Raw genomic sequence first — 14,913 nt, 5'->3', positions numbered from 1 at the left:
AAGATGCGGCTCGATGCAGGTCTGCAAATATTGAGACATGATCTTCGTGCTCCTTGTTGTTGGAGCGACGAAGATTATGCCGAATGGGATTGGCGGGATCATGCCGCCAACCGGGCCCAGCCGAGCAGATGCGGCATAATCTGGATCGCGGCATTATGCGCCAGCTCGTGGAGGGCCGTTCGATGCCAATTGATTGGTTCAAAATAGGCCTGCGGAGGCGGCACCTGCACATAATCTTCCGTCGGCATATAGAAGGCACGGTTGCCGCCGATGCGGAAGTCGATGCCGGTCGCCTTGATCAGGTATTCGACCTGCGGCTCGATCAGGGCCGGCGGCGGGGGCGGCGCCGTTGTCGCGATCTCTGGAGGCAAGCCGCCGCATTGATCACAGTTGAAGACCGTAAAGTGCTTGAGGAACGGTATGGCCTGCGCTTCCTCGCCGGTCTCATGTGCGCGGCGCTTTTCGCAGGCTGGCACGAAGCGGTCGGCATAGACGACGGTCGTGCCGCGCTCGCCCTTGCGGACGTGACCACCGAGCGACAGCGCCTGGCGGAAGGTAAGCCAGCTCTGGCCTGTAAATCCGTGTTCGGTCGCGGCACCCCATAGAACTAGAATGTTTATGCCGCTGTATTGGCGGCCGGACGCCGCGCTCTTGGGCAAAGCCAAAGGCGCCTTCGCCGCCGCGGTGCCCCAAGGCTGGACCCACGGCACTCGGCCAGCCTCCAACTCGGCGATGATCTTGTTGGTGATGTTGTCATAAAGGTTGGCCCGGTCCTTACCGGTGCGCGCGTGAGGATAATGTCTGCACATCGCGGGTCTCCGCGACGGGGACCGCGAGCCTCTCTCGCAGCCTGTAACCCGTCATGGCAAAACCCGGCCGACACTCTAACTCTCCTCCTACTTGAAGGAATGCGAGATCTGTGACGCAGCCCGCCTTCCATCGTATCTTCATGGGAATTGAGTTGAGCTACCGGGGCCGCAGGCCCCACGAGGCGTGCGCCAGGGGCGCATCGCGCTATGGAAAATGGCACCCGGAGAGCGTGAGCATAGCGACCCGAAGGGGCACGCGGGTCCGAGTGCAGCGACGAGACCGGTTCAATAGCGGCACCCGGGAACGGGGCAGTGATAGCGGTCGCCGCAAGGCGAGCCCCTTTTCCGAGTGCCCCCGGCGAGGAGCTCTGCAGTCCCTGCGCGAGGGATCGAAGCCGGATGGCCGAGACGCAGCGCGGCTCGGTTCACAAGAGCCCGTTGCGGCGCAGCCGCACGCGCGCAAACGCCAGAACTCGCCAGGGCTTGCCCGGAGGACCTCGTTTCGTCGCTTGAATTCGTCGGCGCGCAGAAAAGTAGTCTTAGTCCCTATTTACCGATCCCGCCGCAGTTCGGGTTGCATTCCGCCTTGCATCGTCCATCCGGTTCAAGCGCATCACGGGAGGCCTGCAGCTCACGGATATCTGCAACTATTCAGTCCCTATACATGAGCAATAATTGAACCACTCGAGCAATGGACGGCCAACAGTACTCAGCCCCCCCGCGATCATAGCCTGCTGTGTTCAACCCGCACGTTAAAATTCCAACGCTCGAAAGCGATCCGAAGGCTTCGATACAAGTCTCCCATCGGACCTGTCGGATTGACTATTGATCTATCATCCAAAGCAGTTGCCTGCCTGCTACCGGCCCCTGCCAACGGAGCGCCGCAACTGTTCCCCTTTTCTTTCGCGAGCGACATTGGCGTTCTTGGAGAACTACACACCGAAGGCCTCCTTTTCGCGCGCCAATCCAGCCTTTTCCCGCCCGGCCGCGCTTCGCAGTAGAGGTGCAAACTCTTTGGCCGTAACACTCCGCTTAATCCGCGATCCGAACTCTCGCTCCCCGACCAGGGGCGAAGAGCAATCTGGATCGATCAGATCCCGTCTCGTTCGTCAGTGAAATCAGCACATGTTACACCACGGGCATTCAGCAGTCAGATCAAACCGCTTAGGCTCGCCGCGCACCGCACTACCTGCCCGCTACCCTCTCGCTAGAACCTGGCCCACGATGATGAGGGCGGACATGGCCGCCGCCTACCTTGACTTTGGAGACACGAGCGAACTCATGCGCGCGATCAGCCGAGGAGACGCACCCCCACCAATCGGCTTTCGCGGAACAGGGCGCCTGCGCCAGCCAGTTTGGTCGAAGGCGACTATGGATCACTTCGCAGCGTCGATCGGAAAAGGAGATCTTAAGCAGGGGGAAGATCTTTTATGCCTGGTGTGATATCGCTTGGGAAGGCACCGCGTCTGCCTCGGTATTGTCGCCGCAAAATATTGGCGAAGAATAGAATAGCCTACTACTTTGAACCCCCAACCTGGTCTCGTCGACAGGGCTGCGATTTAAACCCTGAAGCTCTCGGCTGCGATTACGCAAGTGCCGTCGAGCGGGTAGAGAAAGTTCTGTTGCCGGCGTTCGACAGTTGGCACTCACGAGGTCTAAGCGACATCGTGCCGGCGACTATCGAACCCGGCACGTTCGATTGGCTCGTCGGCGTCTTCCAAGCTCACCAGAAGTGGACAGAAATCGAAAGCACTACACAGCGGCACTACACAAAAAGCCTCGCACTGTTTGCCAATCACGAGCTGAAAGATGGAAGTCGCGTTGGGTCTAAACAGTTGTCCGATTTCACCAAAGCGTTCGTCGACGCAGTTTATCGAAAATTATTGTCCGTGACGAAAGTCGATAACAGTGGAGAGGTCGTCGTTCGCGAGCGCCGTCGCTATGTAAATATGGCTATGGCGTCCTGCCGCCGGGCTTGGTTCGTTGGTCAGCGTGCTCAAGAAAGGATCGTACCAGCGACCAATCCGTTTTCCCGGATGGGATTGAAATCTCATCCGCCTGGGCGGCCGATAGAGCCCACACCGACCGCAACTTGGGATGAACTCGTCGCGTTCAGAGCTGCCGCGAAAAAGCTTGATTACCGCTCGATCGCAACAGCTGCTTTATTGTCGTGGGAGTGGCTGCAACGAGAGCAGCACGTCTTTGGCGCCTTCGACATTTCGCATTATCGCCCCAGCGAGCGGCCAAATAGCGTCAGAATCGTGCATCCGAAGAATGGAGAGGAGGCCTGGTGGCCCCTAACGGACGAAACTGGCGCCCCTCTCTTCCCTGAACTTATGGAGGAACTTGACGAGATCAAAAGGACCACCCTCTCCGGCCTGGTATTCCGGCGTGACCATGCGCATCGTCAGTCGGCAATCCCGCTACCATGGATTACCCCGCGCAAGGATCTCCGCTATCTACGTAGCGTGGTAAAAACAATCATCACAGAGGCTGGCCTACGTCAGGAGCTTTCTTTTCGGTCCTTCCGACACGGAGGATTTACTGAAGGCGCCGACAGCGATCTCACGGATGCAGAGTTGCGCGCGGCTGGCCGTCATAGATCAAGTCGCCAACTGCCAACCTATGCCAAGCGTACGGCCAGGCAGTTGATCATTGCCACAAAAAAGCGTCGCGAGGAGCGGACAAGATCTCTCCTTATTCGGCTCAACGCCAATCTCTCCTCGGAATAAAGGCGCGTCGATCGACGGCAGCGCCCACGAATGCGCTGAAAGGATCGCCTATTTTCCCGTCCACACCGGCTTGCGCTTCTCGCTGAACGCTTTCAGCCCTTCCTTGGCGTCCTCGGTCATGGCGAGGAGCGCGATCTGGCTTTCGGTGTAGGCGATGCTCTCGTCGAACGACATCGAGGCGATCGCACGCATCGCGTATTTGCCGCGCCGGATCGCGGTCGGGGATTTATCGACGATTCGACCGATCAGCCAGTCGACCTTGGCATCCAGTTCGGCCGCGGGCACGATGTAATTGAGCAAGCCCGCTGCCAGCGCCGCTTTCGCGTCGAACGGCTCGCCGGTCAGCGCCCATTCGTTGACGAGGCGCGGCGGGGCGATGGACTGCAACAGGCTCAACACCTGCATCGGGAACACGCCGACCTTGACTTCCGGCAGACCGAAGATGACGTGATCGGCGGCGACGGCCATGTCGGTCATGCAGAGCAGGCCCATGCCGCCGGCCATGCAAACCCCGCCAACGCGCGCAATCGCGGGCTTGGTCGCGTTCTGCGACAAGCGCAACAGATCGGCATAGTCGACATTCGGCTTCGAATGATCCATCGCGAAAGCCGCGCCGGAGTTCTGCAGGTCCGCACCGGCGCAGAACGCCTTGTCGCCCGCGCCCGTCAGCACGATGATGCGGACGTCCTTGTCGTCATGGGCGGCGCGATAGCCGCGCGCGATGCCGGCGATGACCTCTCCATTCAGCGCGTTGCGTTTCTCGGGACGGTTGATGGTGATCCAGAGCGCCTGGCCGCGCTTCTCGGTGATCACGGCTGTGGTGTCGGTCATGGTACGCTCGCTTCCTTGGGCTCCCGTTTAGCGGCCCATTTGCGGCAGCTCGGGCCGAAGGTGCAAGGGCAATCTGCGGTACGGCGCCGCTTTAGCGCCTCGACACAAACTAGAAGGCGATCGAAGCGCAGGCTCAGGCCGCGACCGCTTTCCTGATCCAGACCTTGTTGTCGTGGAATGCGGCGCCGCCAATCGGCGCAATGGTGTCCGCGCCCGTCAGCATGTTGATGCCGCGGTCACCGATATGGTTCTTGTTGGGATGAACGGACTCCGCGATCAGCACGCCGCGCCGCACGCCCTCGAACAGCGTGGCGATCAGCGTGGTCTCGCCGCGGGTGTTGCCGAGCGTCACAGCATCGCCATGGGCGATGTCGAGCGCGGCCGCATCCAGGGGATGGATCATCACGCTCGCCTTGCCCTCGCGCGCTTGGGAGGACGGCGTCTCGTTGAACGTGGTGTTGAGGAAGCTGCGCGACGGGCTCGTGGCAAGCCGGAACGGATGGGCCTGGTCGGAATGCTCGATCACCGCCCAATGGTCGGGTAGCGACGGCATCTTGTCGAAGTCACCCATCGTCTGGCCGAACGGCGGATGCGCCCAATCGGCCTTGAAATGGAATTTCCTGTCGGCATGGGCGAAGCCGTCGAGATAATGCGACGTGCGGAAGTCCGGCTGCAGGTCGCGCCAGAGGTCGGCTTCGAGACCGGCAAGGTCGCCGTGGTCGCTGAGCTTCAGCGTCGCGTCGATCAATTCACGCGGCGTCAGCTCGAACCCCGGATGCCTGGCGCCAAGCCGCGACGCCAGCGCCTGCAGGACCTCGTGGTTGGAGCGGCATTCGCCGGGCGGGTCGATCAGCTTCGGCCCGACCGAGATGTGCTGGTGGCCGCCGCCGTAATAGAGATCGTCATGTTCCATGAACATCGTCGCCGGCAGAACGATGTCGGCCATCTCGGCCGTCTCGGTCATGAACTGCTCGTGCACCGCGACGAACAAATCCTCGCGCGCGAAACCCTGCGCTACCCGCGCCTGCTCCGGCGCCACCGTCATCGGATTGGTATTCTGGATCAGCATCGCCTTGACCGGACCTTTGCCGTGCAAGGCTTTGGAATCGCCGGTGAGAATGCGGCCGATCTGCGACTGGTCGAGCGCGCGGATAGTTGGGTCGATGGCGTCGTGGCCTTCGATGATGGATTCGTTGAAGTGCCACAGCGCGTAATTGTTGAAGAAGGCGCCGCCGCCTTCATATTGCCAGGCGCCGGTCACCGCCGGAATGCAGTTCGCGGCATGCATCTGCGCCGCGCCGTTGCGCGATCGGGTGAAGCCGTAGCCGAGCCGGAAGAAAGACCGCTTGGTCTCGCCAACCAATTTGGCAAAGGCCTCGATCTCCGCCACCGGCACGCCTGAGATCGCGGACGCCCATTCGGGGTTGCGCGTCTTCAGATGCGCCTCGAGCTCGCCAGGGCAATCGGTGTACTTGTCCATATAGGCGCGGTCGGCATAGCCGTCGCGGAACAGGACGTGCATGACGCCGCAGGCGAACGCGCCGTCGGTGCCGGGCCGCAGGATGATCTTGATATCCGCCTGCTTCATGGTCTCGTTGTTGTAGATGTCGACGGCCGCGATCTTGGCGCCGCGCTCCTTGCGCGCACGGGCGGCGTGCGTCATCACGTTGACCTGGGTGTTGACGGGGTTGGTGCCCCAGATCACCACGAGATCGGAGAGCGCCATCTCGCGCGGATCGACGCCGGCGATCTTGCCGGTGCCGATCGCGAACCCGATGCGCCCGACATTGGCGCAGATGGTCTGATAGAACCGCGAATATTTCTTCACATGCGTGAGGCGGTTGAGGCCATCGCGCATCACCAGCCCCATCGTGCCGGCGTAATAATAGGGCCAGATTGACTCCGCGCCGAATTCGCGCTCGGCCTGATTGAAGCGATGCCCGATCTCGTCCAGCGCCTCGTCCCAGCTGATCCGGGCGAATTGGCCGGAGCCCTTCGCACCGGTTCGGCGCAGCGGATACATCAGCCTTTCAGGATGATGGATGCGCTCGGCATAACGGGCGACCTTGGCGCAAACCACGCCGGCCGTATAGGTCTGCTTTTTCGAACCGCGGACACGGCCGATGCTGCGTCCCTCGACCACCTCGATATCGAGCGCACAGGCCGACGGGCAATCATGCGGACAGGTCGAATGGCGGATTTCGATCTTGGCGTGCTGGTTCATGTCCAATTTGGTAACACCAAAATACCTGTCAGCCGAGGGTATTTATCCGGCAACGCCCATGCGATTTGCTCAGACCGCGTGCGCCGCCGGTTCCTGCCGCGACCGCGAAGAGCGGCGCCGCCACACCGAAAACCGCAGGATATTCCAGGCAGCATCGGCCTTGTGAGGCGTCGACAGTTCGCCTCCCCTGCCGCTACAGTGCCGGCCAACAAGAACGACATCAGGGAGGTGGGTGTGACGGCCCGACAATTCATGCTGGCGCTGGCCGCCGGCCTGCTCAGCGCGTTCTCCGCAAGCCCGTCCGTGGCGCAAGACTATCCCAACCATTCGGTCCGGATCGTCGTGCCCTTTGGCGCCGGCGGGCCGGCCGATGTCGCGGCCCGGCAGATCGGCAATGCGCTCCAGGAGAGTTTTGGCCAGCCCTTCGTGATCGAGAACCGCACCGGCGCGGGCGGCGTCATCGGCACGGTCGAAGCGGCGAAGTCGCCCGCCGACGGCTACACGCTGTTGATGATGTCCAACACCCAGACCGCGAACGAATCCCTGCTGACGCCGGATAAGCGCAAATACGAGTTGATGCGCGACCTCGCGCCGATCGCACCGGTCAACTCTTCCGATCTCGTCATCGTGGTGAACCCGCAAGTCGCAGCGAAGACGCTGCAGGAGTTCGTCGCGCTCGCCAAGTCGCAGCCGGGCAGATTGAACTACGCCTCCTCCGGCCAGGGCACGCCCTATCACATGGCCGGCGAGCTGTTCAAAGCCATGGCCGGCATCGACCTCGTCCACGTGCCCTATCGCAACAGTGGCGAGGCACGCAGCGGCGTGATCGGCGGGCAGGTGCAGATGATGATCGACGCCGTGCCGGCGATGGCGCCGAACATCGGCGAGAACCAGGTCCGCGCGCTCGCGACCACCGGCAAGCAACGCTCAGCGGTGCTACAGAGCGTGCCGACCGCGATCGAGGCGGGGGTCGCAGGCTACGAAGCCACGATCTGGCTCGGCCTGATGGCGCCGGCCGGCACGCCGAAACCTGTGATCGACAAGCTCAATGCCGCCGTGAACGCAATGGTGAAGCGGCCCGATATCGTCAAGCTCTGGACTGCGCAGGGCGCGGTGCCCATGTCCATGACGCCGGAGGAATTCGACAAGTTCCTGCGCGGCGACATCGAGAAATGGGCCGAAATCGTCAAGAAGTTCGACAAATCGTGAGGCCGTAGAGCGACAATGCCGACCATTCAATTCCAGCTCAACGGCACGGCGGCGGGCGTGGATACCGATCCGGATCAATCGCTGCTCGATGTGCTGCGCGGCCGGCTCGGCATCACAAGTCCGCATTTCGGCTGCGGCGCCGGAGAGTGCGGCGCCTGCTATGTCATAGTCGACGACCACGCGATGGCGTCCTGCGACATGCCGATGTGGTCGGTCGCGGACAAGGAGGTCGTCACGGTGGAAGGCCTCGGCACGGCGGAGCAACCGCATCCGCTGCAACGCGCCTTTATCTCCGAGCAGGCGATGCAATGCGGCTATTGCGTCTCGGGAATCCTGATCAGCGCGGCGGCGCTGCTGAAGCGCAATCCGTTGCCGACGGAGGCGGAGGTGAAAACCGCGCTTGATCGCAATCTGTGCCGCTGCGGATCGCACAACCGCATGGTCCGGGCCGTGTTGCGGGCGGCCGCGGAGATGGCGGGATCATGAGTGCGCCGTCCCCTGCCCCGACACTGCCGGTCAGCCTTGCGGCCAATCCCAAGCTGTCATCCTGGGTGAAGCTCATCGGCGAAGGCCGTGTGGCGATCTCGCCCGGCAAGGTCGAGATCGGCCAGGGCATCGTCACGGCCCTGGCGCAGATCGCAGCCGACGAGCTCGACGTCGATATTGACCGCATCGAGATGATCCGCGCCTCCACGGCGGCAAGCCCGAACGAAGGCGTCACCTCGGGGAGCCTTTCGGTCCAGCAATCCGGCCGCGCGCTGCGCCACGCCTGTGCCGAGGTGCGCCAGCGCTTCCTCACCGCGGCATCGGAACGTCTCGGCGTCGATGCATCGCTGCTCGAGATCGATGACGGCACGATCTCGGGCCCCGGCAATGTCAGGACCAGCTATTGGGAGTTGGCTGGTGACGTCTCGCTCGACCACGGCGCCAATGCGGGCGCGACGGCGAAGATGGTCGCCAAGCGCACTGTGGCTGGACATTCGGTCCAGCGGGTCGACATTCCCGACAAGGTGTTCGCACGGCCGCGCTTTATCCATGACTGTCCGCTGCCGGACTTGCTGCACGGACGCGTGCTGCGGCCGGACATCTCGGGCGCCAGGCTGATCGCGCTCGACGAGACGGCGACGCGAGCCGTTCCCGGCCTCGTCGCGATCGTCCGCGACGGCGGCTTTGCCGGCGTGATTGCCGACAGCGAGGTAGCGGCGGAAGCCGCGCTGAAAGCCTTGCGCAGTGGCGCGACATGGTCGGCCGGCGAGCCGCTACCGGATGAAGATGATCTGGCCGGGTTCCTGAAGAGCCAGCCGGTCGAGACTACCGTGATCGACACCAGGACCACTGCGGCAACGCTAGAGAAAGCTGCTCGCCCCCTCCGCCGGCAATACATCCGTCCCTACATCGCGCATGCCTCGATCGCTCCATCGTGTGCGATGGCGCGATGGGACGGCGATCGTGTCCATGTCTGGACGCACAGCCAGGGCGTCTATCTGCTGCGCGCCGACCTCGCGATCGTGCTCAAGCTGCCAGCAGAAAACATCGTCGTCGAGCACATGGAAGGCGCGGGCTGCTACGGACACAACGCGGCCGACGACGTCGCGCTCGATGCCGTGCTGCTGGCGAAAGGGGCCGGCGGCCGTCCGGTGCGGGTGCAATGGTCGCGCCACGACGAGATGTCTCACGCGCCGTTCGGCGCGGCGATGGCGATCGAGATCGAGGCCGATCTCGATGCGGACAACGAGATCGTCGGTTGGCGCCATGCGATCTGGAGCAACGGCCACGCGGCGCGGCCGGGGCGCGCGGCACAGCCCGCGCTGCTCGCCGCAACCGAGATTGCGTCCCCCTACCCGCGCATGATCTCGACCAATCCGCCCGCGGCCAATGGCGGCGGCGGCGACCGCAACTCCGTTCCGCTCTACGACCTCCCGGCCTGGACGGTCACGAGCCACCGGCTGCTGACCATGCCGGTGCGCACCTCGGCGCTGCGGACCCTTGGTGGACAAGGCAATGTCTTCGCGATCGAGTCCCTGCTCGACGAGATCGCAGCCCTTCGCGGCGAAGACCCGATCGCGTTCCGCCTGCGTCATCTGCGCGAGGAACGGGCTAAGGAGGTGATTCGCGCGGCGGCACGACGTGCGCAATGGAAACCGCAGAAGCAGTCCGGCATCGGTCATGGCGTCGGCTTCGCCCGCTACAAGAACACGGGGGCCTATTGCGCCGCGATTGCGGAGATCGAGGGCACTGAAGACATCCGCGTCAAGCGGCTGACGCTGGCGGTCGATGTGGGCGAGGCCATCAATCCCGACGGCGTCATCAACCAGATCGAGGGCGGCGCGATCCAGGCGACGAGCTGGGTGTTGAAGGAACGCGTCCGCTTCGACCGCACGCGCATCACATCGACGTCCTGGACCGACTATCCGATCCTCACCTTCATCGAGGTGCCAATGGTGGATGTCGAGATCGTCCAGCGGGCGGAGATCGAGCCGGTCGGCGCCGGCGAGGCCGCCCACGGCCCGGTGACGGCAGCGATCGCCAACGCCGTCTACGATTGCCTCGGCGTGCGCGTGCGCGACCTGCCGATCACCCGCGACAAGATCATTGCAGCCATGGAGCTGGCATCGTGACGACAGTGAGCATTTTGAGCGGAGGCGCGGCGCAAGGCCTGGTGCGCGGCCTCAGCGATCCCTTCAAGACGCAGACCGGCTTCGGCATTGACGGTGAGTTCGGCGCCGTCGGCATCATGGCGGACAAGCTGCGCGCGGGGACGGCGGCCGATCTGGTGATCCTGACGCAGGCGCTGCTTGCAAGGCTTGCCGAAGAGACGCTCGTCATCCCCTCCTCGATCTCTGATGTCGGGCGGGTCGAGACCGCGCTGGCGGTCCGCAGCCGCGATCCCAAGGTGACCGTGAAGACTGAGGCTGATTTGCGCGAGGTGCTGCGCAGCGCCGACGCGATCTACGTCCCTGATACGAAAGCCTCGACGGCGGGACAGCACGTCGCGAAGGTGCTGGATCAGCTCGGCATCGCCTATGAGGTCGCGTCGCGCCTCAAGATCTTTCCCAACGGCGCGACCGCGATGCGGGAGCTTGCGGCGTCCGCCGCTGCGCATCCGATCGGCTGCACCCAGGCCACCGAGATCATCGCAACCGACGGCATCGCGCTGTCGGGAGCGCTGCCGCCGGGCTGCGAGCTCGTGACGATGTACACGGCCGGCGTGACCACGCGGGCCGCCCATCCGCAAGAGGCGGCCGCGCTGATCGCGTTGCTGACCGGCGCAGACCGCAGGGATCTGCGCCAGCGCGCCGGCTTTACCGGCTAGATAGCCGCTTTATTTGTGCAACTGGGTGAGACCGGTCGGCGGACCGTCGACGGCGGTCCAGCCGCCATCGACGAACAGCGTGCTGCCGCTGACATAGCTCGCGGCGTCCGAGGCGAGATAAGCGACGGCTGTCGCGACCTCGTCGGCGCTGCTCCAGCGGTTGAACACGGTGTGGCCGGCGTAGAGATTGTAGATGTCGGGACGCTGCTTGAACGGGCCGGTCAGCGCGGTCTCGGCGATGCTTGGCGCGATCGCGTTGACCCGCACGCCGGAGCGTCCAACCTCGGAGGCAAAGCCCTTCACCAGCAGGCCAATGGCCGCCTTGGTCGAGCCGTAGACGCCGAGGCCCGGCTCGATGGTCACCGCCCGCACCGAGGAGCAGGCAATGATGCTGCCGCCCTTCTGCTCGACCATGATGCGGCCGAAAGCCTGGAAGAACCACACCGTGCCCTTGATGTTGAGGTTGAGGACGCGGTCGAGATCCTCCTCGGTGTAGTCGAGGATGGTCTTGCGGATGTTGAGCCCGGGCGTCGTCACCGCGATGTCGAGCCGTGAGAATTTCTGCATCACGGTCTTGGCCAGCGCATTGACATCAGCAGCGCTCGCGGCGTCGCACGCAGCCGCCTCGGCCCAGCCGCCCTTCTCACGAATGCCGGCGGCGGTTGTTTCGGCGGCGTCAAGCGCACGATCGGCGCAGATCACGCGGGCGCCAAGCCCGGCCAGCGCCTCGGCCGACGACTTGCCGATGCCCGAGGCAGCGCCCAGCACTACGGCCGTCTTGCCGGTGAGATCGAAGAGCTTGCGATAGTCAGTCACGGATAGAGTCTCCCTGCGTTGCTGCTATCCCTTGTAGCCCATCAGCAGGCGGGGCAGCCACAGCGAGAACGCGGGGACGTAGGTCACGAACATCAGAGCTGCGATCAGCGCGGCGTAGAACGGCAGGATGGTGCGCATCACCGCGCCCACCGAGATGCCGCCGATCGCGCAGCCTACGAACTGCGTCGTTCCGACCGGCGGGGTGTTCAGTCCCAGCGCGCAGTTGATCAGCATCAGCATGCCGAACTGCACCGGATCCATGCCCGCCTTCATCGCGATCGGCAGGAAGATGGGCGTGCAGATCAGGATGGTCGCGGCCATGTCCATGAACGTGCCCAGCACGAACAGGATGACGTTGATGAGCAGGAAGATGACCCAGGGCTGCGTCGAGACCTTGCCCATCATCTCGCCGGCGAAGTCGGCGACCTCGTAAAGCCCCATCAGATACTGGAACATGGTGGAGACGCCGATCAGCAGCAGCACCACGCCCGTGGTCTTCACCGCCTTGGCCGCAGCGCGCAGGAAGTTCGGCAAGGTCATGGTGCGGTAGATGAAGAACGTCAGCAGGATCGTATAGGTGACCGCGACGGCCGCGGATTCGGTTGCCGTGAACACGCCGGACAGGATACCCGCCAGGATGATGCCGACGATCAGAAGGCCGGGCAGAGCGGCGGCGAACGAGCGAAAAACCGCGGGCCAGCCCGGGAACTTGCCGGCCGGATAGCCGCGCTTCACCGCGACCGCGTAAGCGGCGACCAGCATGCACACCATCAGCACCAGCGCGGGCAGGAGGCCGGCGGCGATCAGCGCGCCGATCGAGACCTTGCCGCCGGCGGCGAGCGCATAGATGATCATGTTGTGACTGGTCGGCATCAGTGCTCCGACCAGCGACGCATGGGTGGTGACGTTGACGGCGTAGTCGGTGTCGAAACCTTCCTTCTTCATCATGGGGATCATCACGGCCCCCATCGCCGACACGTCGGCAACAGGCGAGCCGGACACGCCGCCGAACAATGTGCAGGCGACCACGTTCGACATACCGAGCCCGCCGCGGATGTGTCCGACGAGATTCTTGGCGAGCTGCACGATCTTGTCGGCGACGCCGCCATGCAGCATCAGCTCACCGCTGAAGACGAAGAACGGGATGGCGAGGAAGGAGAAGATGTTCATCCCCGACATCATCTGCTGGAAGATGACCGCGACCGGCAGGCCTTCGTAGAGGATCGTGCAAATCGCCGACAGGCCGATCGCGAAGGCGACCGGGACGCCGAGGACCAGGAAGCCGAAGAAAGTGGCGCCGAGAATGATCAGTTCCATGAGGGGACGACCTCTTCGCCGCGCAGGAGAGCGATAATGTGCTCGATTGAAAAGGAGACGATCAGGACGCCGGAGGCGATCAGCGGCACGTAGCGGATGACCTCGGGCAGGCCGAGATTGGGGATCTTGACCGTTCCGACCGAGGCTCCGAGGATCCAGCCGTTATAGGCCATCGCGACGCCGAAGCCGGCGACCAGGACGTGGATCACAAGCTCGATCTTCTCTCGTGCGTGGTCCGGCAGCATCACCAGCAGACTATCCATCCCGATATGTCCGGCATCGCGCACGCCGACGGCGGCGCCGATCAGCGTGACATACAGGATCAGAACCAACGCAAGGTTCTCCGTCCAGGTCGGGCTGGAATTGAGCACGTAGCGTCCGAATACCTGGTAGAAGACGATTGTCACGATGACGAGCAGCCCGGTCACCGACAGATACATGCCCAGCCGAGCGACGGGAGCATTGATCCGGGACAGCAGGGCGGTGGACGGGCGTCCGGCTACGTCCAGTTCGTGGTCTGCGACGTGAGGGTCTGTCATCCAAGTCTCCTTGCAAGTCTCCTTGCGCGCCTCCACTGCGTCGGTCCGGCGTCGCCAATCGGCAACGCCGGGCCGACGCTATGGCCTTACTTCGTGTCCTGGATACGCTTGACGAGGCTCTTCAGCTTCTCGTCACCCGCGAACTTGTCGTACACGGGCTTCATCGCGTCGACGAACTCCGCCTTGTTGGCGATCGTCACGACCTGAACGCCAGCCGCCTCAACGGTCTTGCGGGACGCCTGCTCGCGCTCGTCCCAGAGCTTGCGCATGACGGGCACCGATTCCTTGGCCGCCTTGCGGACCATCGCCTGGTCTTCCTTGCTCAGCGTGTCCCAGACCGTCTTGGACATCACGAGAACTTCGGGCGCCAGAGAGTGCTCGGTGACGTTATAGAACTTGGCGGCCTCGAAATGGCGCGAGGACTCGTAAGACGGCCAGTTGTTCTCGGCAGCGTCCACCAGACCGGTCTTGAGCGCGGTATAGACCTCGCCATACGGCATCGGGGTCGGATTGGCCCCAAGGCTCTGGATCATGCCGACCCACAGATCGGATTGCTGGACGCGAATTTTCAGACCCTTGACATCCGCGAGCGACTTGATCGGTGCCTTGACGGTGTAAATGGACCGGGCGCCGCTGTCGTAATAGGCGAGGCCGATCAGGCCTGCGGGCGCCATGGCCGCCAGGATCTCGTCGCCGATCGGCCCGTCAAGGACGGTACGCATGTGCTGCGTGTCCCGGAAGATGAAGGGCAGGCACAACGCGATGGTTTCCGGCACGAAGTTGTTCAAGGGCGATGCGTTGATCCGCATCATGTCGAGTGCGCCGATCTTGAGCTGCTCGATAGTGTCCTTCTCGGAGCCGAGCGCACCGTTGGGGAACACCTTCACGCCGAGCTTACCGCCGCTCGCCGCAGCGAGCTGCTTGCCCATGAACTTGACGGCCTCGACGGTCGGATAATCGGCGGGATGGATGTCGGCGGAACGGAAATCGCGTGCGGTCGCCAAGGGGGCTGAGACCGCCAGCAGAGCGGCTGCGATGACGCCGGTAAGTATCTTCATCTGGGCTTCCTCCTGAGTTGATTATGTCGTTGGGCAGATGCTGCGGGCCGCCTTGGGTCGCTCCA

The 14,913-nt window shown here is 63.4% G+C and carries 11 protein-coding genes and 1 pseudogene; 5 read left to right on the top strand and 7 right to left on the bottom strand.

Going from position 1 to position 14,913, the window contains the following annotated elements:
- Window positions 1-155: 155 nt before the first annotated feature.
- Window positions 156-809: pseudogene (locus tag ABIB90_RS28545) on the bottom strand (ArdC family protein); the annotation flags it as partial.
- Between the two features lie 1,622 nt (window positions 810-2,431).
- Here ABIB90_RS28545 and ABIB90_RS28540 point away from each other — a divergent pair.
- Entirely contained in the window at window positions 2,432-3,541 is a 1,110-nt protein-coding gene (locus tag ABIB90_RS28540) for a site-specific integrase (protein WP_354201762.1), read from the top strand.
- A gap of 48 nt (window positions 3,542-3,589) precedes the next feature.
- Here the strand turns inward: ABIB90_RS28540 and ABIB90_RS28535 are convergent, their stop codons facing one another.
- Both ABIB90_RS28535 and ABIB90_RS28530 read right to left on the bottom strand, forming a co-directional pair.
- Window positions 3,590-4,372: an enoyl-CoA hydratase/isomerase family protein gene (locus ABIB90_RS28535; RefSeq protein WP_354201761.1), complete on the bottom strand. Its 783-nt coding sequence runs from the start codon at window positions 4,370-4,372 to the stop codon at window positions 3,590-3,592.
- 133 nt (window positions 4,373-4,505) lie between these two features.
- Window positions 4,506-6,596, bottom strand: coding sequence for a molybdopterin-dependent oxidoreductase (locus ABIB90_RS28530; protein ID WP_354201760.1), 2,091 nt, complete (start codon window positions 6,594-6,596; stop codon window positions 4,506-4,508).
- Between the two features lie 252 nt (window positions 6,597-6,848).
- On the opposite strand from ABIB90_RS28530, the gene ABIB90_RS28525 reads away from it, so the two are divergent.
- From ABIB90_RS28525 to ABIB90_RS28510, 4 genes are read left to right on the top strand one after another with little or no spacing between them, the layout of a single operon-like run.
- Complete coding sequence (locus ABIB90_RS28525; protein WP_354201765.1) at window positions 6,849-7,805, top strand: Bug family tripartite tricarboxylate transporter substrate binding protein; 957 nt, start codon at window positions 6,849-6,851, stop codon at window positions 7,803-7,805.
- Between the two features lie 15 nt (window positions 7,806-7,820).
- On the top strand, window positions 7,821-8,291 hold the full coding sequence (locus tag ABIB90_RS28520; RefSeq protein WP_354128464.1) for a (2Fe-2S)-binding protein: 471 nt from the start codon (window positions 7,821-7,823) through the stop codon (window positions 8,289-8,291).
- Window positions 8,288-10,423 carry a xanthine dehydrogenase family protein molybdopterin-binding subunit gene (locus tag ABIB90_RS28515; protein WP_354201759.1) on the top strand — a complete coding sequence of 712 codons (2,136 nt, stop codon included), beginning with the start codon at window positions 8,288-8,290 and terminating at the stop codon, window positions 10,421-10,423. The genes ABIB90_RS28520 and ABIB90_RS28515 overlap by 4 nt, the downstream gene beginning before the upstream one ends.
- On the top strand, window positions 10,420-11,118 hold the full coding sequence (locus ABIB90_RS28510) for a molybdate ABC transporter substrate-binding protein (protein WP_219682426.1): 699 nt from the start codon (window positions 10,420-10,422) through the stop codon (window positions 11,116-11,118). Before ABIB90_RS28515 ends, ABIB90_RS28510 begins: the two co-directional genes overlap by 4 nt.
- Window positions 11,119-11,127: 9 nt before the next feature.
- Here ABIB90_RS28510 and ABIB90_RS28505 read toward each other — a convergent pair whose 3' ends face one another.
- The 4 genes from ABIB90_RS28505 to ABIB90_RS28490 all read right to left on the bottom strand — a co-directional run bounded on the left by ABIB90_RS28505 (window position 11,128) and on the right by ABIB90_RS28490 (window position 14,848).
- Window positions 11,128-11,934, bottom strand: coding sequence for an SDR family NAD(P)-dependent oxidoreductase (locus ABIB90_RS28505; RefSeq protein WP_007601612.1), 807 nt, complete (start codon window positions 11,932-11,934; stop codon window positions 11,128-11,130).
- 24 nt (window positions 11,935-11,958) lie between these two features.
- On the bottom strand, window positions 11,959-13,251 hold the full coding sequence (locus ABIB90_RS28500) for a TRAP transporter large permease (RefSeq protein ID WP_007601611.1): 1,293 nt from the start codon (window positions 13,249-13,251) through the stop codon (window positions 11,959-11,961).
- The gene (locus ABIB90_RS28495) at window positions 13,242-13,790 is read right to left on the bottom strand and encodes a TRAP transporter small permease (protein ID WP_354164881.1); all 549 of its coding nucleotides are present in this window, start codon (window positions 13,788-13,790) and stop codon (window positions 13,242-13,244) included. Before ABIB90_RS28495 ends, ABIB90_RS28500 begins: the two co-directional genes overlap by 10 nt.
- A gap of 86 nt (window positions 13,791-13,876) precedes the next feature.
- Window positions 13,877-14,848: a TRAP transporter substrate-binding protein gene (locus tag ABIB90_RS28490; RefSeq protein WP_085349491.1), complete on the bottom strand. Its 972-nt coding sequence runs from the start codon at window positions 14,846-14,848 to the stop codon at window positions 13,877-13,879.
- Window positions 14,849-14,913: the final 65 nt, after the last annotated feature.

Origin of the sequence: Bradyrhizobium sp. JR4.1 (assembly GCF_040548605.1) — a bacterium.
Taxonomy (GTDB): domain Bacteria; phylum Pseudomonadota; class Alphaproteobacteria; order Rhizobiales; family Xanthobacteraceae; genus Bradyrhizobium; species Bradyrhizobium canariense.
The sequence above is the reverse complement of the archived record's forward strand: the minus strand, read 5'-3'. Positions and strand labels throughout refer to the sequence as shown.